This window comes from Terrabacter sp. P2_E3, assembly GCF_056403915.1.
The window spans coordinates 156,987-177,727 of record NZ_JBFUEN010000001.1 but is presented as its reverse complement, the minus strand read 5'-3'; the positions used below and the strand labels follow the sequence as shown (position 1 = coordinate 177,727).

Genomic DNA, 20,741 nt, shown 5'->3' with positions numbered 1-20,741 from the left:
GGGGTGACCCTATTCGATCGCATGTTCGGGTAGCGTCGGACTGCCCCCCACGCGCCGCGCCCCTTCAGGAAGGTCTCGATGAGCCCTGCGTCTGCCTCGGCCGACAAGACCGAACGGCTGCTCAACCTCATCCTCGCGCTGAAGTCCGCGCGGCGACCGGTGTCGAAGCAGAAGATCCGCGAGTCGCTGCCGGCCTACGCCGCCGCGACCTCCGACGAGGCCTTCGACCGGATGTTCGAGCGGGACAAGGACGAGCTGCGCGAGATGGGCATCCCCATCACGACGACGGTCCTCGACGTCCTCTTCGACGACGAGGTCGGCTACCGCATCGACGCGAGCGAGACCACGCTGCCGGCGATCAGCTTCGAGGCCGACGAGGTCGCCGCCCTGGCGCTGGCCGCCCGCGCGTGGTCGACGGCGAGCATCTCGGGTGCCGCGTCCGCGGGCCTGCGCAAGCTGCGCCTCTCGGGCGTCGAGATCGACGAGTCCGTGGCCGCGGGTGCCGAGCCGCGCATCCGCACCAAGGAGCCGGCCTTCGAGGCCGTCCACGCCGCCGTGTCGGCCCTGCAGCCGATCACCTTCGACTACCGCAAGAACGACGGAGAGCTGACGACCCGTCACGTTCAGCCGTGGGCGCTGAAGAACTGGCACGGACGCTGGTACCTCACCGGCTTCGACGTCGACCGTGGCGACGAGCGCGCCTTCCGTCTGAGCCGCTTCGAGGGCACCGTCCGTCGCAAGGGACGTCCGGGTTCGTATGCCGTCCCGTCCGACCACGTGCCCGAGGTGGCCCTCGAGGCGCAGCTGCCCGAGCCCGAGGGCACCGCTGTCGTGCGGGTGCGGCACGGGAGGGGCCACACCCTGCGCCGGTACGCCCAGCGCACGACCGAGGTCGACGAGCGGTGGGCCGAGATCGAGGTGCCCTACCGCCGCGGCACGACCGAGCGCGACGTCGTCGCCCTCGGCACGCACGCCGTCGCCGTCTCGCCGCCCGAGCTCGTCGACGGGGTGAGGTCCGCGCTCCGGGCCGTGCTGGACGCACAGACGGTGCCGGCGGGGCAGGGTGGCCGGCCCGACGACGTTCCGGTCCGGACGGGGGAGCACGCATGAGCGCCACACGACGCACGGCGGCACGCCGCGTGCCCGAGACCGCCACGCAGCGCCTCGGTCGGCTGCTCGACATGGTCCCGTGGCTCCTCCAGCACCGGGGCGTGTCGATCGCCGAGGCGGCGCAGGAGTTCGGGGTCGACGAGCACCAGGTCGTCGAGGACCTCGAGCTGCTCTTCGTCTGCGGGACCCCCGGCTACGGCCATGCCGAGCTCATCGACGCGCAGTGGGACAGCGGCCACATCTACCTCGACAACGCCGACGACATCGCGGCCCCGATGCGCCTGACGCGTGACGAGGCCGTCACCCTGACCGCCGGACTGCAGGCCCTGGGGTCGACGCTCGTCGGCTCCGACGTCGCCGAGCGCACCCTCGGGAAGATCCGCGCCGCGGCCGCGACGACCGTCGGCGAGCCCACGGGCCGCATCGACCTCGACCTCGACGACGGGAGCCAGCACACGGCCATGGCGACCCTCAAGGGCGCCTTCGCCCGCGGTCGTCGGGTCCACCTGCGCTACTACGTCGCGACGCGTGACGAGTCGACCGAGCGTGACGTCGACATCATGCGGATCCTCAACCTCGACGCGCAGTGGTACGTCGAGGGCTACTGCCACCGCGCCGAGGACGTCCGGCTCTTCCGGCTCGACCGCATCGAGGACGCGTCGGTGCTCGACCTCGACGGCACGCCGCCCGCCGACGCCCGTCCGCGCGACCTCGACGACGTCTTCGTCCCCGGCGAGAACGACGTCACCGTCGTCATCGAGGCCAGCCGGTGGGCGGCGTGGATCGCCGACTACTACCCCAACGAGGGCGTGGAGCGCGGGCCGGACGGGTCGCTGCGGGTCACGCTCAAGGTGGCCGACCCCGCGCTCGTGCGTCGGCTCGTGCTGCGTCTCGGGGGAGAGGCGCGCGTGCTCGAGCCGCCCGAGCTCGTCGATGCCGTCGCCGTCGAGGCCCGGTCCGCGCTGGCGGCCTACGGCCCGAACGGCTGAGCACCCGACGCGCCGACGGTGTCCAGGCCGGGGAACCTGTGTCCATCAGGTGACCACGGGTGCCCACATAGCGGTCAGTTGGCCGTTCTCACGGGCGCCGCACGGTCCAGGTTCACCGGGCGCACGTATGCTGGACACCTGCAGCACCGAGGCTGCACCATGACGGTTCGGATCCGGACCGGCTTTCGACGAGGAGACGTAACCATGCCCAACCTGGGTGCCCCCGAACTCATCATCATCGCGGTCGTGCTCATCGCCCTGTTCGGCTGGAAGAAGCTCCCCGACATGGCCCGCAGCCTCGGCCGTTCCGCCCGGGTCTTCAAGTCCGAGGTGGACGAGCTGAAGAAGGACGGCAAGCCCGTCCCGAGCGACGCGTCGCAGACGACCGTGCCGGGTGACGTCGTGGACGCCGATGCCGAGCGCCGCGCCACCGAGGCCCGTCTCGCCGACGCCGAGCGCCGGGCCGCCGAGGCCCGCGCCGAGGCCGACCGCCTCCGTGCCGCGAGCCCGACGACGACGCCGACGTCGGGCGCCGACGACATCCGTCGCGACACGACGTTCTGAGTGGGTCGGATCCCGACCCCATCACACGGAGCTCCCTGAATGCCGTCACTGCGACGCCAGCGCGACCCCGAGGGGCGGATGTCGCTCGGCGATCACCTCCGTGAGCTGCGCAACCGCATCACCATCAGCGCCATCGCCATCATCATCGGCGGGGTCCTCGGCTGGATCTACTACGACCAGGTCATCAACGCCCTGACCAAGCCCCTGCGTGAGCTGCAGGTCGGTCGCGAGGGCGTTGTCAACATCAACTTCGCCGGCATGACGGACGCCTTCGCGCTCCAGCTGACGACGTCACTCTTCGTCGGGCTCATCCTCGCGTCGCCGGTGTGGCTCTTCCAGATCTGGGGCTTCATCGTCCCCGGCCTGACGAAGAAGGAGAAGCTCATCGCGCGGCTCTTCGTCGTCGCCGCGGTGCCGCTCTTCCTCGCGGGGTGCTTCTTCGCCTTCATCATGGTGCCCAAGGCCGTCGCGGTCCTGCTCGGCTTCACGCCCGAGGGCGCCTACAACCTCCAGGACGGGTCGCAGTACCTCAACTTCGTCCTGAAGTTCATCGTCGCCTTCGGCTGTGCCTTCCTGCTCCCGGTCTTCCTCGTGGCGCTCAACGTCGTGGGCGTCCTACCGGCGCAGGCGATGCTCAAGGGCTGGCGGCCGGCCGTCATGATCATCCTCGTCTTCGCGGCGATCATGACGCCCACGCCCGACGCCTACACCATGCTCTTCCTCGCCAGTCCCATGGTGCTGCTCTACTTCGCCTCGGTCGGGATCGCCTTCCTGCTCGACCGGCGCAAGCAGGAGCACAAGCCCGACTGGTTGGACGTCCCCGACGACCAGGCCTCTGCCCTGTAGCGTTCGGGTGTGTCCCAGCGTGTCGCCCTGATCGTCAACCCCACCTCGGGAAAGGGCGTCGGCCGACAGCTGGGCGAGGAGACGCGCAGGCTGCTCCACGAGGCCGGTCATGACGTCGTCGACGTGTCGGGCAGCGACTACCAGCAGGCCCGCACGCGGGCCCGCGAGGCCGTCGTCGACGGCGTCGACGCGGTGGTCGTCGTCGGGGGCGACGGCATGGTCCATCTCGGCGTCAACCTCTGTGCCGGCACGACGTCGCGTCTCGCCGTCGTGCCGGCCGGCACGGGCAACGACTTCGCCCGCAACCTCGGCCTGCCCGTGCGTGACGCCCGGTCGGCGGTCGCGCTGCTCACCGAGGGGCGCACGCGCGACATCGACCTCGGTCGGGTCACCCACGGCGTGGCCGGCGAGACGTGGTTCGGTGGCGTCCTCGGCGCCGGGTTCGACGCCGTCGTCAACGCCCGCGCCCAGCGCATGACGTGGCCGCGGGGGCAGATGCGCTACAACCTCGCGGTCCTGCGTGAGCTCCCGGTCTTCCGCCCGATCCCGTATGCCGTCGAGCTCGACGGTCACCGCCTCGAGACGCGGGCGATGCTCGTGGCCGTCGCCAACACGACGTCCTTCGGTGGGGGCATGCGCGTGTGTCCTGATGCCGACGTCACCGACGGCCTCTTCGACGTCATGATCGTCCACGCGCTGTCGATCCCGTCGTTCCTCCGGGTCTTCCCCAAGGTCTACTCCGGAACCCACACCACCCACCCGGCCGTCGAGATCCATCGCGCCCGGCGAGTTCGCTTGGAGGCGAGCGGTATCCACTCACAGGCCGATGGCGAGACGTTCGCCGACCTACCGATCGACGCCGAGGTCGTGCCCGGTGCCCTGCACGTCGTGACCCCGATGGAGGTGCCCGCGTGATCGCCACGTGGCCGAGGTTCGCCGAGTTCGCCGCCCGTCTCGACTTCCCCCTCGACGACTTCCAGACCGAGGCCTGTCGGGCGGTCGAGGAGGGCCGTGGCGTCCTCGTGGCGGCACCCACCGGTGCCGGCAAGACGATCGTCGGCGAGTTCGCCGTGCACCTGGCCCTCGCGACCGGACGCAAGGCGTTCTACACGACGCCGATCAAGGCGCTGTCCAACCAGAAGTACGCCGACCTCGTGCGCGTCCACGGCGCCGATCGCGTCGGCCTGCTGACCGGTGACGCCTCGATCAACGGCGAGGCCCCCATCGTCGTCATGACGACCGAGGTCCTGCGCAACATGATGTATGCCGGGTCGACGACCCTGCGCGGGCTGGGCTGGGTCGTCATGGACGAGGTCCACTACCTCGCCGATCGTTTCCGCGGGGCGGTGTGGGAGGAGGTCATCATCCACCTGCCCCCGGACGTCAGCGTCGTGTCGCTGTCCGCGACGGTGAGCAACGCCGAGGAGTTCGGGGCCTGGCTCGGGGAGGTCCGAGGCGACACCGAGGTCATCGTCTCGGAGCACCGTCCGGTGCCGCTGTGGCAGCACATGATGGTCGGCCAGACCCTCTTCGACCTCTTCGTCGAGGAGCGCGACGGCCGCGAGGACGACGAGCACTTCGTGGCCGCACCGGGGCGCTACTCGGTGAGCGTCAACCCCGACCTAGTGCACGCCATCCGAGGCACCGAGGGTCGTGGGGCGTGGGACTCCCACTGGGTCAGCTCGCGCGGCGGTCGCGACAAGGGTCGTCCGCGCGGCAAGGGTGCGCGCGGTGGGTCCGGGGGCGGCGGCCGCGGCGGACGGGACGACTGGGCCGGGCGGGGTCGGCGCGGCACTGACGCACCCGCAGGCCGTGGGCCCGGAGGCGGCGATGGTGGCCGCGGCTTCGCCCGCGGTGGTCGACCCGGTGGCGGGGCCACCCGCGCCGAGGTCATCGAGCGCCTCGAGCGCGAGGGCCTGCTGCCTGCCATCACCTTCATCTTCAGCCGCGCGGGCTGCGACGGCGCCGTCGGGCAGCTGCTCTCGAGTGGCATGCGCCTGATCCCCGAGTCCGAGGGTGAGGCCAACCGCCGGCTCGTCGAGGAGCGCATCCAGGGCCTGGCCGAGGAGGACCTGTCGGTGCTCGGCTACTGGGACTTCGTCGACGGTCTCTCCCGTGGGTTCGCCGCCCACCACGCCGGCATGCTGCCGACGTTCCGCGAGATCGTGGAGGAGCTCTTCACCGCCGGCCGGGTCAGGGCCGTCTTCGCGACGGAGACCCTGGCCCTGGGCATCAACATGCCGGCGCGGACCGTCGTGCTCGAGAAGCTCGTGAAGTTCAACGGCGAGAACCACGTCGACATCTCGGCCGCCGAGTACACCCAGCTCACCGGGCGCGCCGGTCGCCGCGGCATCGACATCGAGGGTCATGCCGTCGTCCTCTGGAACCGTGGCCTCGACCCCGCGGCGGTCGCGGGCCTCGCGTCGACGCGCACGTACCCGCTGCGCTCGAGCTTCCGGCCGACCTACAACATGGCCGTCAACCTCGTGCGTCAGTTCGGCCGCGAGAGCGCCCGCGAGATCCTCGAGACGTCCTTCGCGCAGTTCCAGGCCGACCGTGCCGTCGTCGGCTTCGTCCGCACGGTGCGCCGGAACGAGGAGGCCCTCGCCGGCTACGCCGAGCAGATGACGTGCCACCTCGGCGACTTCTCCGAGTACGCCGCGATCCGCAACGAGATCCGCGACGTCGAGAAGGAGGGGGTCAAGGCCCGGTCCGCGTCGATGCGCACGGCCGCCGCGATCTCCTTGGAGTCGCTGAAGATCGGCGACATCGTGCGCATCCCCGCCGGACGCCACAGCGGTCTGGCCGTCGTCGTCATGCCCAACCGCGGTGGCAAGGGGGAGTCGGCCTCGCCGGCCGTCGTCACCGAGGACCACCAGCTGCGCCGGCTGACCCTGCACGACGTCCCGACGCCCCTGGAGCCGCTCGGCTCGATGCGCGTGCCCAAGCAGTTCAACGCCCGCAACCCCAAGGCCCGTCGTGACCTGGCGGCGACCCTGCGCGCGACGATGCCGCACGACCCGCCGCCGCGTCGCCGTCAGGCCGACGTCGACCCGTCGGACGACCGCGTCGACGAGCTGCGTCGGCAGATGAAGGCGCACCCGTGCCATCGCTGCCCGGACCGCGAGAACCACGCCCGTTGGGCTGAGCGCTGGTGGCGCCTCCGGCGTGAGACCGACGGCATCCAGCGCAAGATCGACGGCCGCACCAACTCCGTCGCCAAGACGTTCGACCGCATCTGCGAGCTGCTCGTCGAGATGGGCTACCTCGGCGTCGGCGGTCAGACGGTCACCGCTGACGGCGACCGCCTGCGCCAGCTCTACACCGAGAAGGACCTGCTCGCCGCCGAGTCGCTGCGCGAAGGGGTCTGGCGCCGTCTCGACCCACCGTCGCTGGCCGCCATCGTCTCGACGCTCGTGCACGAGCCGCGACGGGAGGAGACCGGGCTCACCCCCCGCTGGCCCAACGACGACGTGCGCGAGGCGTACGACCGGATGATCAGGATCTGGTCCGACCTCGAGGACGCCGAGGGCGCCCTGGCGCTGCCGCGCACGGGTATGCCGGACGGTGGCCTCGCGTGGGCCATGCACCGGTGGGCGAGCGGGCAGCGTCTCGAGGACGTGCTGCGGGGCACCGACCTCGCCGCCGGTGACTTCGTCCGCCGGTGCAAGCAGGTCATCGACCTGCTGGGCCAGCTGACCGACGCGGCGGACCCGGACCTGGCGGCGACGGCACGTCGCGCGAGTGACGGCGTGCTGCGCGGCGTCGTCGCCGCTGACCGTCTGGACTGACCGGCCGGTGCGTCGACCGGGCCTGCGGCCCAGCCTGACGATTGTCGTCGCGAGCACCGGGTCGGCTATGGTTGGGGCACCGGTCGACGTTTTTGGTGCTCGTGTCTTCACACGCTCGCAAGGAACGCCATTGCGAGCGCAACTGTTTCTTCAGGGTTTCTGGAAAGTGGTCGCGTCTCTGCCGACCGGGGGTCGCTGACAAGCAACGACTCACTTCCACCCAAAGGAGAAAAACATGGCACAGGGAACCGTCAAGTGGTTCAACTCGGAGAAGGGCTTCGGCTTCATCGCCCCGACCGAGGGTCCCGACGTCTTCGTCCACTACTCGGAGATCACGGGCAACGGCTACCGCAGCCTCGAGGAGAACCAGGCCGTCGAGTTCGACGTCGAGCAGGGCCCCAAGGGCCCGCAGGCGATGCGCGTCCGCGCTCTCTGATCGCTCGCTGATCTCGTCGGACCCACAGTCCGCACGACGAAGGCCGGTCCCCTCGGGGACCGGCCTTTCGTCATGCCGGGTTCGAGTCGTGCCGTGCCTGCCGGGCGCCTCCGAGGACCCCGACACGCCCCGATCACCCGAGCTGGACCCGAGGGCCACGCCGGTGTGGCGGCCGAACGTGGGGGTGAGCGTCGCGCTCAGGTGGTGCTCAGAGCCGGGTCACACGCTCGAACGGGCTGTTGACGCGGACCACGCCGGACTCGAACTTCAGGGTCACCGTGGCGGGGCTGCACGAGACGACGACACCGAGTCCGTGACGCAGGTGTGAGACCCGGTCTCCGACCGAGAACTCCTCGATGTCCGGCGCAGGGGCCGGCCTGAACGGGCTGCTGGAGAGGTGGCGACGGCGGTCGGGCGTTCCATGGGTGGGCACCCTTCAGTATGCGCCTTTCCGGGGCCTGGTGGTGACCCGCGGGTAGTCCTCGGACGCTCAGGCGTGCGTCGGGCCGACCGAAAGGTGACCGTACCGTGACCGGTCGGACGGTCCGGTCCCGGTGCTCAGGGTCAGTCGATCCCGAGGGCGGAGATGACCCGGTCGAAGGACGACGTGAGGCCGTGCTCGACGGCCAGGCGTGACATCAGGGCAGGGTCGGCGACGGCCGTTGGTGCGGCGAGGTCGATGTCGGGAACGGCGGCGTCCTTGGCCACGGCCACGACGCGTGGGGCGGCGTCGAGGTAGTCGCTGGCAGCCTCGAGCCGGGCACGCTGGGCGCCCTTGATGGCGGGGTCGCCGTCAGCGATGGCGGCCCGGACGGCCTCGAGGGTGCCGTAGGTCGTGATGAGCTTGGCCGCGGTCTTCTCGCCGATGCCCGCCACGCCGGGCAGCCCGTCGCTCGTGTCACCCCGCAGGACCGCCATGTCGCCGTACGCGGGTCCGGTGGCCACGCCGTACTTCTCCGCCAGGAACGCCTCGTCGACGAGGTCGGGGGAGCGCACACCGCCGCGGGCCGTGTAGACGACGCGCACGTGGTTCGTGTCGTCGACGAGCTGGAAGAGGTCGCGGTCGCCGGTGACGATGTCGACGGGCATCCGGCCGCTGAACGCGGTGGCCAGCGTGCCGATGACGTCGTCGGCCTCGTAGCCGTCGACGCCGACCCGGGCGATGCCGAGCGCCGTCAGCGCGTCGACGATGATCGGCACCTGGACGCCGAGGGCCTCCGGAACGGTCTCGCCGGCGAGCTCGTCGGGCCCGGGCTCGGCGACCCGGTGGGCCTTGTACGACGGGATGGCCTCGACCCGGAACGCCGGGCGCCAGTCGTTGTCCCAGCACGCGACGAGGTGCGTCGGGCGACCCCGCTCGACGAGCGAGGCGATCATGTCGAGCAGCCCGCGGACCGCGTTGGTCGGCACGCCGCTCGGCCCGATCACCTCGGGCACGCCGAAGAAGGCGCGGAAGTAGAGCGACGCGGAGTCGAGCAGGAGCATCCTGGGGGCTCGGGACGGCATACGCGAGAGGGTACCGGCCCGCGACGAGAGCGCACCTTGCCGCCGCCCGGTCGGCCCACGATGATGGCGTGAGAGCGCGACCACCCGGAGCGCAGCCCATCGTGGAGAGTCGACGACGATGACGTCTCGCAGTGCTGGCCCCCTGTCCACACCCACCCGCGGAGGCTGGGCGCGTCGCGCCTCGGCCGTCCTCGTCGCGATCGCCGCGGCGGTCGCCCTCGTGGGTCCCGGCAGCGCGTCGGCGGCACCACCACCGCCACCCGGGCCGGACCTGGGCCCGAACGTGCGCATCTACGACCCGAGCATGTCGGTGGCCGACATCCGCGCGAGCGTCGACGCCGTCTACGCCCGGCAGGTCGACAACGAGATGGGCGCCTCGCGCTACACGCTGCTCTTCAAGCCCGGCACCTACGGCACGGCCGCCGACCCGCTCATCGTGCGCGTCGGCTACTACACCGAGGTCGCGGGACTCGGCGCCCTGCCCACCGACGTCGTCATCAACGGCCACGTCGACGTCTACAACCGCTGCCTGGCGCCCGACAACTGCATCGCCCTCGACAACTTCTGGCGATCGCTGTCCAACCTGACGATCAACGTCGTGGGCCTCACGGACTGCCGGTCTTCGGGCAACTTCTGGGCCGCCTCGCAGGCGTCGCCCATGCGCCGGGTCAACATCGTCGGCGGCAACCTGACACTCATGGACTACTGCACGGCGGGACCGCAGTTCGCCAGCGGCGGGTTCATCGCCGACTCACGCACCGGCTTCGTCGTCAACGGCTCGCAGCAGCAGTACCTCGTGCGCAACAGCCAGATCGGTGGCTGGTCCAACGGCGTCTGGAACCAGGTCTTCTCCGGGGTCCAGGGTGCGCCGGCGACGTCGTACCCCAGCCCGCCCTACACGACGCTCGACGCGACTCCGGTCAGCCGCGAGCGTCCCTTCCTCTACGTCGACGACGCGGGCACGTGGCAGGTGCGGGTCCCCTCGGCCACGGCTGACTCGTCCGGGGTGTCGTGGGCGAACGGCCAGACCCCGGGGCGCTCGGTCCCGCTCTCCGACTTCTACGTCGCCCGCCCCTCCGACTCGGTGACGACGATCAACAGCCAGCTGGCCCGGGGCAAGCACCTCCTGCTGACGCCCGGTGTCTACGACGTCGACCGCAGCATCACGGTGCGCCGCGCCGACACCGTCGTCATCGCCATGGGACTCGCCAGCCTCACGGCCCGCGGGGGAGCGGTGCCGCTCGTCATCGGTGACGTGCCCGGTGTCGTCGTGGCCGGCCTCATGGTCGACGCCGGCCCGGTGAACTCGCCGGCGCTCGTCCGGGTCGGCACCGGGCGCGCGGCGACCCGGTCGGACGCCGGCAACCCCACGACCCTGCTCGACGTCTTCCTCCGCGTCGGTGGCCCCTTCGCGGGGCGCGCCACCGTGGGCCTCGAGGTCAACAGCGACCACGCCCTGCTCGACGACATCTGGGCCTGGCGCGCCGACCACGGCCAGGGCGTCGGGTGGACCGTCAACCCTGCGGAGAACGGCGTCGTCGTCAACGGCGACGACGTCACCGCCACAGGCCTCTTCTCCGAGCACTTCCGGGCCTACAACACCGTGTGGAACGGCGAGCGCGGCCGCACGGTGTTCTACCAGAACGAGCTGCCCTACGACGCGCCGAACCAGGCGGCGTGGCAGCACGACGGTGTCCTCGGGTGGGCCGGCTACAAGGTCGCCGACAAGGTGCGCACCCACGAGCTGTGGGGCGGCGGCAGCTACATCTTCACGAACGTCGACCCGACGATCCACGCGACGCGGGGCTTCGAGGTGCCCGTCACCCCGGGTGTGCGCCTGCACTCCCTGCTCACCGTCCAGCTGGGCGCGGGGACGCTCGACCACGTCGTCAACGACACCGGGGCGCCGGTCAGCTCGGCCTCCGTCGGGGTGCCGAGCACCGTCACGTCGTTCCCCTGAGCCTCCCTCGTCTCGCCGGTTCGCCCGCCCCGTCCCGGGTGGGCGTACCGGCATGAGGAATGGACCACCCTCCGGGTAACCCCTGGTCTACCCTTCGGCCATGGAAGATCTCGACCGTCGCCTCGTCGGCCTGCTGCTCGCGGACGGACGGATGAGCTACACGGACCTCGGCAAGGCCACTGGCCTGTCGACGTCCGCGGTGCACCAGCGCGTTCGGCGGCTCGAGGAGCGTGGCGTCGTGACGGGCTACACGGCTCAGGTGTCGCCGGAGTCGCTCGGACTGCCGCTCACGGCGTTGATCTCGGTCACGCCCTTCGACCCGAGCGCGCCTGACGACGTGCCCGAGCGGCTGCGGCACATCACCGAGATCGAGGACTGCCACTCGGTCGCCGGCATCGAGAGCTACATCCTCAAGGTGCGGGTCGCCACGCCGGGCAACCTCGAGGACCTCCTCGCGCGCATCCGCTCGGCGGCCAACGTCGCGACGCGCACCACCGTCGTGCTGTCGACGCCCTGGGAGGCCCGCAGCGCGTCGGCCATGCCGCGCGAGACCCCCTGACGACTGCCTCGACGAGCGCCGGCCCTCGCCCGACGAGTCGGCCGGGACCCCTCAGAGCTGCTCGATCGGCTCGGGAGCGGGTGACGGCACCACGACGTCGACCGGTGCGTGGGCAGCGCCGGCTCGGGCACGCATACGCCGTCGGTGCCAGGCCCAGAGCAGGAGCGCGGAGAGCGTCATCGACCCCGCCACGACGGCGAGGGTCGTCAGCGAGCCGCTCACGAGCGGTGAGACCGCCCCCGCCACGAGCGCGTTGACGCACGTGCTGAGGAAGGACTGGAACGAGGAGACGGCGCCACGCTCTCGCGGCCGCAGGTCGAGCAGCGCGATCGTGAGGATGGGGAAGACGAGGGACACGCCGAGCGAGGCGGCGGCCACGGGAACGACGGTCCACGGCAGCGTGGGCACGTCGACGAGCGCCTGGTAGGCGACCGCGAACACGCCGCCGGCGAGGGCAACGAGGAAGCCGGCGAGGACGAAGGCCCCCTGTCGCACGCGACCGGCCAGGCGCCCCGTGAGGAACGAGCCGATCATCATGGTGACGACGAGCGGGACGAAGAGCACGCCGAAGTCGCGCTCGCCGAGCCCCAGGTGGTCGACGACGATCGCGGGCGCCGAGGAGATGTAGAGGAAGAGGGCGCCGAAGTTGAGGGCGATGGCGGCGCTGAGGCGCAGCACCGCGCCGTCGCCCGCGGCGGACGTGAACGACGTGAGCAACGGCCGCGGCCGGAACGGGACCCGCTCAGCGGCCGGGTGCGTCTCGGGCAGCGACGTCAGCGTCAGCACGACGAGGAGCACTCCGTAGGCCGCGAGCACCCAGAAGATCGTGCGCCACGACCCCCAGCCGAGGATGGCGCCGCCGACGATCGGCGCGAGCGCCGGGGCGATGGCGAAGATCATCGAGATGTGGCTCATGAACCGCTGGGCGTGCGCGCCGTCGAAGAGGTCGCGCACCACCGTGCGCCCGACGATCATCCCGGCGCCGGCGACGAGGCCCTGGGCGCCGCGGGCGCACAGCAGGAGCGGCATGCTCGGTGCCAGCGCGCACAGGGCGCTGGTGACGGCATACAGCGCGCAGCCCGCGAGGATGACGGGACGACGACCGAGGGCATCGGACAGTGACCCGTGGAAGAGGCTCGCGACCGCGAAGGCGACGAGGTAGACGCTGACGGTCTGCTGCATCGCGACCTTGTCGACGCCGAGGTCGTGGGTCATCACCTCGAACGCCGGGAAGATCGCGTCGATCGTGAACGGCCCGACCATCGTCAGCGCCGCGAGGACGAGGATGAGCTGCAGCTGCGGCACGCGCGCTCGCGCCGGCGCGTCGCGGGACGCCACGTGGGTCAGCGTCATGCGCGACCGATACGGGCACGACGGGCTCGGGTGACCGACGCAAGGTCCTCGGGCGCCAGGCCGATGTCGAAGCCGCGTCGGCCGCCGGAGACGTAGACCGTCCCGAAGCCGTATGCCGTCTCGTCGAGGACCGTGGGCAGCGCGCGCCTCTGCCCGACGGGGGAGATGCCGCCGACGACGTAGCCGGTGCTGCGCTCGGCCGCTGCGGGATCGGCCATCGTCACGCTCTTGACGCCGATGGCCGCGGCCACGGCCTTGAGGTCGAGCTGGCCGTCCACCGGCACGATGCCCACCGCCAGCGTCGCGCCGGTGTCGACGAGCAGGGTCTTGAAGACGCGAGAGGGCTCGACGCCGAGCGCGACCGCCGCCTCGAGGCCGTAGCTCGCCGCCGCGGGGTCGTGCTCGTAGGGGTGGCGGGAGTACGGGACGCCCGCGCGGTCGAGGGCGACGGTGGCCGGGGTCGAGGGACCGTCGGCTGCGCGCTGCTTGGCCATCAGGCGTCGCCGACGGACGCGAGCCCGTCCCAGATCGTCGTGACGACGAGGTCGGTGGCCTCGTCGGCCGTCGTGCCCGGGTGGGTGCTGCGCCAGACCGCGAGGCGCTCGCACCCGCCGATGAGGATCTCGGCCATGACGGTGACCCGGCGCGACTCGAGGGCCTCGAACGCCGGCAGCGTCCGCAGGCCCTCGGCGAACGCCTTGGCGGTCTGCTGGCGGATGCGTTCGACGGACGCCGAGGCCTCGCCGATGAGGGCTCCCTCGGTGCGCAGCAGCGCGAACGCCTGGTCGTGCTCGTCGATGAAGGAGAAGAACGCGTGCACGACACCGCGCACGCGGTCGCGGGCCGGTGCGGCCGGCTGGGCCACCCACGAGTCGATGAGGGCAGCGAGCAGCTGCCCGCGGGCCCGCTCGATCGTCGCCGCCAGCAGGCCCTCCTTCGACCCGAAGTAGTCGTAGATGAGGGGCTTGGTGACGCCGACGAGCTCGGCGATCTCGTCCATCGTGGCGGCCTGGATGCCGCGGGCCGAGAAGACCTGCTCGGCCACCGCCAGCATCTGCGCCTCCCGCTCGGCGCGAGGCATGCGGACGCGGGTGCCGGGGGAGCGGGAAGTCACCGGCGCAGTCTACGGGTGCCCTCGCGGGGCTCCATGACACAGAACTCGTTGCCGTCGGGGTCGGCGAGGGGGACCCCGCAGGCGTCCCCGTGGCCGGCGTCGAGCCGCGTGGCCCCGAGCGAGAGGAGGCGCTCGACCTCGGCGTCGAGGTCGTCGCGTGTCGTCGGGCTCACATGGAGGTGCATGACGTTGCGCCCCGACCTCGGACGCACGGGCGGCCCTCCCCAGGCGATCTTCGCGCCGCCGCGGGGCGACTGGATGGCCGTCTCCCCGTCGTGGTCCCAGACGAGCGGCCAGTCCAGGGCCAGGCTCCAGAAGAGGCCGACCTCGCGGGTCCCGTCGCAGGCGAGCTCCCCGAGGAACGCGGTGTCGGCGAGGAAGGTGTTGCCCGCCTCGATGACGCAGAGCTCGTTGCCCTCCGGGTCAGAGAGCACGATGTGCCCTTCCTCCGGTGTCTGGCCGACGTCGAGGTGTCGGGCCCCGAGCCGCAGGGCCCGGTCGACCGTCGACTGCTGCTGCTCCGGCGTGGTGCTGGTCAGGTGCAGATGGATCTGGTTGGGCCCGGTCCTGCGCTCACGCCCCGACAGGAACCGGATCGTGATCTCCGGGTCCTCACCCGCGAGCACGACGTCGTGGGCATCGGTCTCCCGGCCCATCAGCCCGGCCCAGAAGGCCGCGAGGCGCACCGGGTCGTCCGCGTCGATGCAGAGCTCGATGAGGTTGCTGGTCATCGGGCGCTCGTCTCCGCTCGGTCGATGCACGTGGACGGGGAGCCACGCTAGGTGGCGATGGGTCAGGCTGACAACGCAGTTCTACGTCCGGACCCGGGCCCGGGACGACGTGTGGCCCGGGACCGCGACGGTCCCGAGCCACACGGCATACGTGCTCGTGCGCGGTGTCAGACGTGCAGCTGCGACTCTGCGGCGGCGCGGCTCGTCGCAGCCTGTTCGGTCGCCTCGGCGAGAACCCACTCGTGGTCGACCGACTGGTGCCACCACTGCTGGCCGGCCTCGGGCAGCGTGTAGATCGGGTCGTAGTAGACGTACTCGCGCGACATCGCCTCGGTGTCGTCGCCCTCGATCGACGTGCGGTAGTTCTTGCGCCAGTAGGAGATGCCGCGCTCGGTGTCGTACTCCTCGACCTGGTGCACCCAGCGCTTGCCGACGAAGGGCACGTCACAGACGATGCGCGGGGTCGAGAAGCCGGGGAGGTAGCCCATCATCGAGTGCTGGAGGTGCTGGGCCTCGGCGAGCGAGAGCCGCCAGTGCTCGGCGAAGGGGATCATGTCGCACATGTAGAAGTAGTACGGCGTGATCTGGGCGCCGTCGGCGAGGCCGAAGCACAGGTCGAGCAGCTGCTCGGTCGTGTCGTTGACGCCGCGCATCAGCACACCCTGGTTGCGCACGTCGCGGACGCCGGCGTCGAGCATGGCCTTCGAGGCGCGGGCGACGGACGGGGTCAGCGACTGGGCGTTGTTGACGTGCGTGTGGATCGCGAGCGAGACGCCGCGCGAGCGGGCCTTGGCCGAGACGCGGGCCACGCCCTCGACGACGTCCTCGGCGAACCAGTGCTGCGGCAGACCCATGAGGGCCTTCGTCGCGAGTCGGATGTCGCGGATGTTCTCGATGTCGAGGAGCTGGTCGATGAACGCCTCGAGGTTCTTCCACGGCATGTTGGCGACGTCGCCACCGGAGACGACGACGTCACGCACGACGGGCGACGTGCGGAGGTAGTCGAGCATCGCGGCGTAGCGGTCGACCGGCTTGAGGTCGAACTTCAGCTTGGCGACCTGTGGTGTCGAGTTGCCGACGAGGTCCATGCGGGTGCAGTGGCCGCAGTACTGCGGGCACGTGGGCAGCAGCTCGGCGAGAACCTTGGTGGGGTAGCGGTGCGTCAGCCCCTCGGCGACCCACATGTCGTGCTCGTGCAGCGAGTCGCGCGACGCGTGCGGGTGCGACGGCCAGTCGGTGCGGCGGTCGGAGAAGACCGGCAGCATGTAGTTGCGGATCGGGTCGGCGTAGAAGGCCTCGGTGAAGTCGTGCCCGGCCGACGGCATCGGCGAGTCCGTCGACGGGACCATCGTGTTGAGCATCTGCGGCGGGACGAGCATCGACATCGTCGCCCGCTCGCTCTGGTCCTTGGCGAGGTCGTCGTAGAAGCGGTCGTCGAGCAGGTCACCCATGAGGGCTCGCAACTGCTTGATGTTCCTGACACAGTTGACCCGCTGCCACTGTGCGCTGTCCCAGTCGGCCTGGGTGATGCTCGCCCAGCCCGGGAAACGCGTCCAGTCGGGCTCGACGAGCTCTCGTCGGCGGTACGCGTAGGGCTGCTCAACCTTGCTCATGCCGAGAACAGTAACGTCAGGGGCCGTCTCGCTCAAACACGTCCGGCTCACGAAATTGTGAAGATACCGCCGACGTGCCCCTATGCTGACGCAAGATCTTCGGTTTCCGTCCGTACATACAGAAGGATTTGTGAACGTGTCAGACCCGACGTCGGCCACCCCGGATCGCACGGACGCCGCCCGCGTGTCGTCGCCCGTCGGCCTGCACCGTGTGCTCGAGCCCACCGGCGACGCCATCACCCTCCCGCAGGCGGCCCGCCGACTCGACGCCAGCCCGCAGCTGTGGCCCGACGAGGTCCGCATCGCGGTCGAGACGCTCAACCTCGATGCGGCGTCCTACCGGCAGCTCGCCGAGAAGCACGGCACCGACGGCACCGTCGACGGGGGAGCCGTGCGCGCCGAGGTCCTCGACATCGTCGCGACGCGCGGCAAGATGCAGAACCCCGTGACCGGCTCGGGCGGGATGCTCATCGGCACGGTCGAGGAGGTCGGACCGGACAGCACGCTCGGTCTCGCGGTCGGCGACCGCGTCGCCACCCTCGTGTCGCTGTCCCTGACCCCGCTCGCCATCACCGACGGCCTGGCCCGCTGGGACGGCCTCTCCGAGCAGGTGCCTGCCGAAGGCCATGCGATCCTCTTCGGCCGCAGCATCGCTGCCACCCTGCCCACCGACCTCGACCCGCACCTGGCGCTCATGGTCATGGACGTGTGCGGCGCGCCGGCGCTCGTCGAGCGCGTCGTGGGGGAGTATGCCGCCCGCGGCGTCGCGCCGACGGTGGCCGTCCTCGGCGGGGCCGGCAAGTCCGGCTCGCTGTCGCTGGCGGCCGCTCGCGCCGCCGGCGCCGCCCGGACCATCGGCGTCGTCCCGGTCGAGCGCGAGCGCACGGTTCTCGAGGGGAGCGGCCTCGCCGACGCCGTCGTCCTCGCCGACGCGCGGTCGCCTCTCGGCCTGGCGGCAGCCGTCGAGTCCGCCGGGGGACCGGCCGACGTCACCGTGGTCTGCGTCGACGTGCCCGGCTGCGAGCAGCCCGCGATCCTCGCGACCGCGCAGGGCGGCACCATCATCTTCTTCAGCATGGCCACGAACTTCGCCGCGGCCGCCCTCGGGGCCGAGGGCCTCGCCGCCGACGTGCGGATGCTCGTCGGCAACGGCTATGTCCCCGGCCACGCCGAGACGGCGCTGCGCCTCCTCCGGGACGTCCCGGCCGTGCGGGCGCTCTTCGAGGGCCGCCTCGCCACCGAGAAGGCAGGATCTGACGCATGACCCGCCCCAACGCCATGCTCGAGCTCGACCCGGCCGTCGTGCGTCGGGCCCGCTCGCTCGCCCGCAAGGCCGCCGCTCCCGTCGTGAAGATCGCGCGCAGCCACACCACGGTGTCGGTGGAGCGCGCGACCCTGCGCCTGGCCGGTCTGGCCGGCGCGGACCACGAGCGCGTGCCGTGGGTCAACCACCTCGTGACGGCGGTCCGCGACGAGGTCGGCCTCGAGCACGGCGTCACGACGCCGGTCTACGACGCCCTGCTCCGCGGCGAGGCGCCCGACCTGACCGCGCTCGCCCAGAAGGCGGCGAGCGGCAACGTCTCCTTCCGCCTGCCTTCCGGGCGCGAGGCCACGGCGGCCCGCCGTGCCGCCGCGAAGGGGGTCGGTGCAGGTCTGCGCACCATCGACCGCTCGCGCGCCACGCGCGAACGTCTCATCACGCGTCACGGCGACCCGAAGACCAAGCCGTGGATCTACCTCATCGTCGCGACCGGCGACATCTACGAGGACATCCCGCAGGCCCAGGCGGCCGCGCGTGAGGGCGCCGACATCATCGCCGTCATCCGCTCCACGGGTCAGTCGCTGCTCGACTACGTGCCCGAGGGTGCTACGCGCGAAGGTTTCGCCGGGACGTACGCGACGCAGGAGAACTTCCGCCTCATGCGTGCTGCGCTCGACGACGTGAGCAAGGAGCTCGGTCGCTACGTCCGGCTGACGAACTACGCCTCGGGCCTGTGCATGCCCGAGATCGCGGCCCTCGCCGGCATGGAACGTCTCGACATGATGCTCAACGACTCGATGTACGGCATCCTCTTCCGCGACATCAACCCGATCCGCACCTTCGTCGACCAGCGCTTCTCGCGTCAGGTCCACGCCCGTGCCGGGATCATCATCAACACCGGTGAGGACAACTACCTCACGACCGCCGACGCGGTCGAGGCCGCCCACACGGTCACGGTGAGCCAGCTGCTCAACGAGCGCTTCGCCAAGGAGGCCGGCCTCGAGGACTGGCAGCTGGGCCTGGGCCACGCCTTCGAGATCAACCCCGAGATCCCCGACAGCTTCCGGATGGAGCTCGCCCACGCGATGCTCGCCCGACAGCTCTTCCCCGACGCACCGCTGAAGTGGATGCCGCCGACGAAGCACATGACGGGCGACGTCTTCCGCGGCTACCTGCTCGACGGCTTCTTCAACCTCGTCGGCGCCATGACCGGTCAGGGCATCCTGCTCGTCGGCATGATGACCGAGGCCGTCGTGACGCCGTTCCTCTCCGACCGCGACCTCGCGCTGCAGAACGTCCGCTACGTCATGAACGCCGCGAGCGGACTGACCGAGGACTTCCACCCGCCGCGCGACGGCTACATCCAGACCCGCGCGCGCCAGGTGCTCTCCGAGGCCGTCGACCTGCTCGACCGCATCGTCAGCGACACCGACGCCGCCGGCGACGCGCCGCTCCTCGCGGCCATCGCCGACGGCACCTTCGGACTCATGAAGCGACCGGCGACGGGGGGCAAGGGGCTCGACGGGGTCAGCGAGCGCGCCGACGACTACGACAACCCGGCGACCACCGCCCTCGACGCGTGGACCCCGCCGGCGAAGGAGACCGGCCGATGAGCGCCGCGAAGCAGCAGCCCGAGCAGGCAGCCGCGTCCGCGGCCGCGCAGGGAAACATCATCCGGCCCTACGGCGACACGACCGGCGACGGCATGGTGCAGATGTCGTTCACCCTGCCGCTGCCGCACGACAAGAAGGCCGAGGGTGCCGCGCTCCAGCTCGCCCGGAAGATGGGCCTCGACCCGGCCCTGCTCGTGCACGCGAAGGCGATGGGTCCCGACTTCACCTTCTTCGTCGTTTACGGCAGCTCGACGCACCTCGTCAACCTCGACGACGTCCACGTCGTCGAGCGCGAGTACCCCCTGCTGTCCGCCAAGGACGCCAACCTGACGATCAAGAAGCAGCTGCGCCGCAAGCTCGTCGTCGTCGGTGCCTGCATCGGCACCGACGCCCACACCGTCGGCATCGACGCGATCCTCAACATCAAGGGCTTCGCGGGCGAGAAGGGACTCGAGTACTACCTCGAGATCAAGGTCGTCAACCTCGGCGCCCAGGTGCTCGTGCCCGAGCTCGTGGCCCGGGCCCGCGCCGAGAAGGCCGACGCCGTCCTCGTCAGCCAGGTCGTCACCCAGAAGGACGCCCACATCCACAACACGACCCAGATGTCCGCGGCCTTCCGCGAGGCCTACCCGGCGGGGCAGGTGCCGATCCTCATCGCCGGCGGCCCGCGCTTCGAGGACGGCTCCGAGAAGGCCCTGGGCGTCGACCGGATCTTCGGCCGGGGCACGACCCCGGGCGAGGTCGCCAGCTACCTGGTCCACGAGATCAGCCTCCGGAAGGGAAAGAAGCCATGAGCGAGACCACCACCGACCCCACGGCGCCCGAGCCCCTCTCGGCCACCGCGCCCACGACGCCGGCCACGGCGACGACCACGCCGGCCACGCTGACCAAGGCCAAGGTCGGGCTGCGCATCACGCACCGCCGTTACGTGCCCTACGGTCACGCCCACTACGCCGGCAACCTCGTCGACGGCGCCTACTCGATGGCCGCCTTCGGCGACGTGGCCACCGAGATGTGCATCGTCACCGACGGCGACGAGGGCCTCTTCGCCTCCTACAGCGACGTCCAGTTCCGTTCGCGGATCACGGCCGGCGACGTCATCGAGATCTCGGCCGAGATCGTCCGCGTCGGCACCCGCTCCCGGGAGATGGACTTCGAGGTGCGCGTCGTCGGGCGCGGCAACCAGGAGCGCGGGGAGTCGGCGGCCGAGATGCTCGACCCGCCGATCGTCGCCACGACCGCTCGTGGCGTCGTCGTCGTGCCCTGAGCGCTGACGTCCCGGCCGCACGGCATAC

Annotated in this window: 20 protein-coding genes; 13 read left to right on the top strand and 7 right to left on the bottom strand. The window is 71.1% G+C overall.

Features of this window, described 5'->3' with window-relative positions; translation table 11 throughout:
- The first annotated feature begins 78 nt into the window (after positions 1-78).
- The 7 genes from AC1DW8_RS00835 to AC1DW8_RS00805 all read left to right on the top strand — a co-directional run bounded on the left by AC1DW8_RS00835 (position 79) and on the right by AC1DW8_RS00805 (position 7,736).
- Positions 79-1,110 (top strand): helix-turn-helix transcriptional regulator, encoded by a 1,032-nt coding sequence (locus AC1DW8_RS00835; RefSeq protein ID WP_056777028.1) that lies wholly within the window; start codon positions 79-81, stop codon positions 1,108-1,110.
- Positions 1,107-2,099: a helix-turn-helix transcriptional regulator gene (locus AC1DW8_RS00830; RefSeq protein ID WP_056777031.1), complete on the top strand. Its 993-nt coding sequence runs from the start codon at positions 1,107-1,109 to the stop codon at positions 2,097-2,099. Before AC1DW8_RS00835 ends, AC1DW8_RS00830 begins: the two co-directional genes overlap by 4 nt.
- 204 nt (positions 2,100-2,303) lie before the next feature.
- Positions 2,304-2,663, top strand: a complete 360-nt coding sequence (tatA, locus tag AC1DW8_RS00825) for a Sec-independent protein translocase subunit TatA (RefSeq protein ID WP_478091163.1) — start codon at positions 2,304-2,306, stop codon at positions 2,661-2,663.
- A gap of 39 nt (positions 2,664-2,702) precedes the next feature.
- Entirely contained in the window at positions 2,703-3,509 is an 807-nt protein-coding gene (gene tatC / locus AC1DW8_RS00820; RefSeq protein ID WP_235508651.1) for a twin-arginine translocase subunit TatC, read from the top strand.
- Positions 3,510-3,518: 9 nt separating this feature from the next.
- Positions 3,519-4,424, top strand: a complete 906-nt coding sequence (locus tag AC1DW8_RS00815) for a diacylglycerol kinase (RefSeq protein ID WP_478091161.1) — start codon at positions 3,519-3,521, stop codon at positions 4,422-4,424.
- The gene (locus tag AC1DW8_RS00810; RefSeq protein WP_056777043.1) at positions 4,421-7,300 is read left to right on the top strand and encodes a DEAD/DEAH box helicase; all 2,880 of its coding nucleotides are present in this window, start codon (positions 4,421-4,423) and stop codon (positions 7,298-7,300) included. Before AC1DW8_RS00815 ends, AC1DW8_RS00810 begins: the two co-directional genes overlap by 4 nt.
- A gap of 235 nt (positions 7,301-7,535) precedes the next feature.
- Positions 7,536-7,736 carry a cold-shock protein gene (locus AC1DW8_RS00805; protein WP_020144233.1) on the top strand — a complete coding sequence of 67 codons (201 nt, stop codon included), beginning with the start codon at positions 7,536-7,538 and terminating at the stop codon, positions 7,734-7,736.
- A 208-nt stretch (positions 7,737-7,944) separates the two neighbouring features.
- Here the strand turns inward: AC1DW8_RS00805 and AC1DW8_RS00800 are convergent, their stop codons facing one another.
- Positions 7,945-8,169: a hypothetical protein gene (locus AC1DW8_RS00800; RefSeq protein ID WP_056777046.1), complete on the bottom strand. Its 225-nt coding sequence runs from the start codon at positions 8,167-8,169 to the stop codon at positions 7,945-7,947.
- 131 nt (positions 8,170-8,300) lie between these two features.
- The gene (locus AC1DW8_RS00795) at positions 8,301-9,242 is read right to left on the bottom strand and encodes a 5'-3' exonuclease (protein ID WP_056825575.1); all 942 of its coding nucleotides are present in this window, start codon (positions 9,240-9,242) and stop codon (positions 8,301-8,303) included.
- 118 nt (positions 9,243-9,360) lie between these two features.
- Between AC1DW8_RS00795 and AC1DW8_RS00790 the strand changes: the two genes are divergently transcribed.
- Both AC1DW8_RS00790 and AC1DW8_RS00785 read left to right on the top strand, forming a co-directional pair.
- Positions 9,361-11,202: a hypothetical protein gene (locus AC1DW8_RS00790; protein ID WP_056777052.1), complete on the top strand. Its 1,842-nt coding sequence runs from the start codon at positions 9,361-9,363 to the stop codon at positions 11,200-11,202.
- Positions 11,203-11,302: 100 nt separating this feature from the next.
- Entirely contained in the window at positions 11,303-11,761 is a 459-nt protein-coding gene (locus AC1DW8_RS00785) for an Lrp/AsnC family transcriptional regulator (RefSeq protein ID WP_056777054.1), read from the top strand.
- Positions 11,762-11,812: 51 nt separating this feature from the next.
- Here the strand turns inward: AC1DW8_RS00785 and AC1DW8_RS00780 are convergent, their stop codons facing one another.
- From AC1DW8_RS00780 to AC1DW8_RS00760, 5 genes are all read right to left on the bottom strand, one after another.
- Positions 11,813-13,114, bottom strand: a complete 1,302-nt coding sequence (locus AC1DW8_RS00780; RefSeq protein ID WP_478091156.1) for a multidrug effflux MFS transporter — start codon at positions 13,112-13,114, stop codon at positions 11,813-11,815.
- The gene (gene ybaK, locus AC1DW8_RS00775; protein WP_478091153.1) at positions 13,111-13,608 is read right to left on the bottom strand and encodes a Cys-tRNA(Pro) deacylase; all 498 of its coding nucleotides are present in this window, start codon (positions 13,606-13,608) and stop codon (positions 13,111-13,113) included. The genes AC1DW8_RS00780 and ybaK overlap by 4 nt, the downstream gene beginning before the upstream one ends.
- On the bottom strand, positions 13,608-14,228 hold the full coding sequence (locus tag AC1DW8_RS00770) for a TetR/AcrR family transcriptional regulator (protein WP_056777064.1): 621 nt from the start codon (positions 14,226-14,228) through the stop codon (positions 13,608-13,610). The genes ybaK and AC1DW8_RS00770 overlap by 1 nt, the downstream gene beginning before the upstream one ends.
- Positions 14,225-14,959: a VOC family protein gene (locus tag AC1DW8_RS00765; protein ID WP_478091148.1), complete on the bottom strand. Its 735-nt coding sequence runs from the start codon at positions 14,957-14,959 to the stop codon at positions 14,225-14,227. Before AC1DW8_RS00765 ends, AC1DW8_RS00770 begins: the two co-directional genes overlap by 4 nt.
- 167 nt (positions 14,960-15,126) lie before the next feature.
- Complete coding sequence (locus AC1DW8_RS00760; RefSeq protein ID WP_478091146.1) at positions 15,127-16,572, bottom strand: KamA family radical SAM protein; 1,446 nt, start codon at positions 16,570-16,572, stop codon at positions 15,127-15,129.
- A 136-nt stretch (positions 16,573-16,708) separates the two neighbouring features.
- On the opposite strand from AC1DW8_RS00760, the gene kdd reads away from it, so the two are divergent.
- From kdd to kal, 4 genes are read left to right on the top strand one after another with little or no spacing between them, the layout of a single operon-like run.
- Positions 16,709-17,836 (top strand): L-erythro-3,5-diaminohexanoate dehydrogenase, encoded by a 1,128-nt coding sequence (kdd, locus tag AC1DW8_RS00755; RefSeq protein WP_235509617.1) that lies wholly within the window; start codon positions 16,709-16,711, stop codon positions 17,834-17,836.
- On the top strand, positions 17,833-19,446 hold the full coding sequence (gene kamD, locus AC1DW8_RS00750) for a lysine 5,6-aminomutase subunit alpha (protein ID WP_478091144.1): 1,614 nt from the start codon (positions 17,833-17,835) through the stop codon (positions 19,444-19,446). Before kdd ends, kamD begins: the two co-directional genes overlap by 4 nt.
- On the top strand, positions 19,443-20,240 hold the full coding sequence (kamE, locus tag AC1DW8_RS00745; RefSeq protein ID WP_478091142.1) for a lysine 5,6-aminomutase subunit beta: 798 nt from the start codon (positions 19,443-19,445) through the stop codon (positions 20,238-20,240). Before kamD ends, kamE begins: the two co-directional genes overlap by 4 nt.
- Positions 20,237-20,713 carry a 3-aminobutyryl-CoA ammonia lyase gene (gene kal / locus AC1DW8_RS00740; RefSeq protein ID WP_235508649.1) on the top strand — a complete coding sequence of 159 codons (477 nt, stop codon included), beginning with the start codon at positions 20,237-20,239 and terminating at the stop codon, positions 20,711-20,713. Before kamE ends, kal begins: the two co-directional genes overlap by 4 nt.
- Positions 20,714-20,741 lie beyond the last annotated feature (28 nt).

Excerpts from the sequence above, each read along its gene's own strand:
- AC1DW8_RS00805 (WP_020144233.1), top strand. The coding sequence starts at position 7,536 with ATGGCACAGGGAACCGTCAAGTGGTTCAACTCGGAGAAGGGCTTCGGC.
- AC1DW8_RS00835 (WP_056777028.1), top strand. The coding sequence starts at position 79 with ATGAGCCCTGCGTCTGCCTCGGCCGACAAGACCGAACGGCTGCTCAAC.
- ybaK (WP_478091153.1), bottom strand. The coding sequence starts at position 13,608 with ATGGCCAAGCAGCGCGCAGCCGACGGTCCCTCGACCCCGGCCACCGTC.
- kal (WP_235508649.1), top strand. The coding sequence starts at position 20,237 with ATGAGCGAGACCACCACCGACCCCACGGCGCCCGAGCCCCTCTCGGCC.
- AC1DW8_RS00780 (WP_478091156.1), bottom strand. The coding sequence starts at position 13,114 with ATGACGCTGACCCACGTGGCGTCCCGCGACGCGCCGGCGCGAGCGCGC.
- AC1DW8_RS00795 (WP_056825575.1), bottom strand. The coding sequence starts at position 9,242 with ATGCCGTCCCGAGCCCCCAGGATGCTCCTGCTCGACTCCGCGTCGCTC.
- AC1DW8_RS00765 (WP_478091148.1), bottom strand. The coding sequence starts at position 14,959 with ATGACCAGCAACCTCATCGAGCTCTGCATCGACGCGGACGACCCGGTG.
- kamD (WP_478091144.1), top strand. The coding sequence starts at position 17,833 with ATGACCCGCCCCAACGCCATGCTCGAGCTCGACCCGGCCGTCGTGCGT.
- AC1DW8_RS00760 (WP_478091146.1), bottom strand. The coding sequence starts at position 16,572 with ATGAGCAAGGTTGAGCAGCCCTACGCGTACCGCCGACGAGAGCTCGTC.
- tatC (WP_235508651.1), top strand. The coding sequence starts at position 2,703 with ATGCCGTCACTGCGACGCCAGCGCGACCCCGAGGGGCGGATGTCGCTC.
- tatA (WP_478091163.1), top strand. The coding sequence starts at position 2,304 with ATGCCCAACCTGGGTGCCCCCGAACTCATCATCATCGCGGTCGTGCTC.
- AC1DW8_RS00830 (WP_056777031.1), top strand. The coding sequence starts at position 1,107 with ATGAGCGCCACACGACGCACGGCGGCACGCCGCGTGCCCGAGACCGCC.
- AC1DW8_RS00785 (WP_056777054.1), top strand. The coding sequence starts at position 11,303 with ATGGAAGATCTCGACCGTCGCCTCGTCGGCCTGCTGCTCGCGGACGGA.
- kamE (WP_478091142.1), top strand. The coding sequence starts at position 19,443 with ATGAGCGCCGCGAAGCAGCAGCCCGAGCAGGCAGCCGCGTCCGCGGCC.
- AC1DW8_RS00790 (WP_056777052.1), top strand. The coding sequence starts at position 9,361 with ATGACGTCTCGCAGTGCTGGCCCCCTGTCCACACCCACCCGCGGAGGC.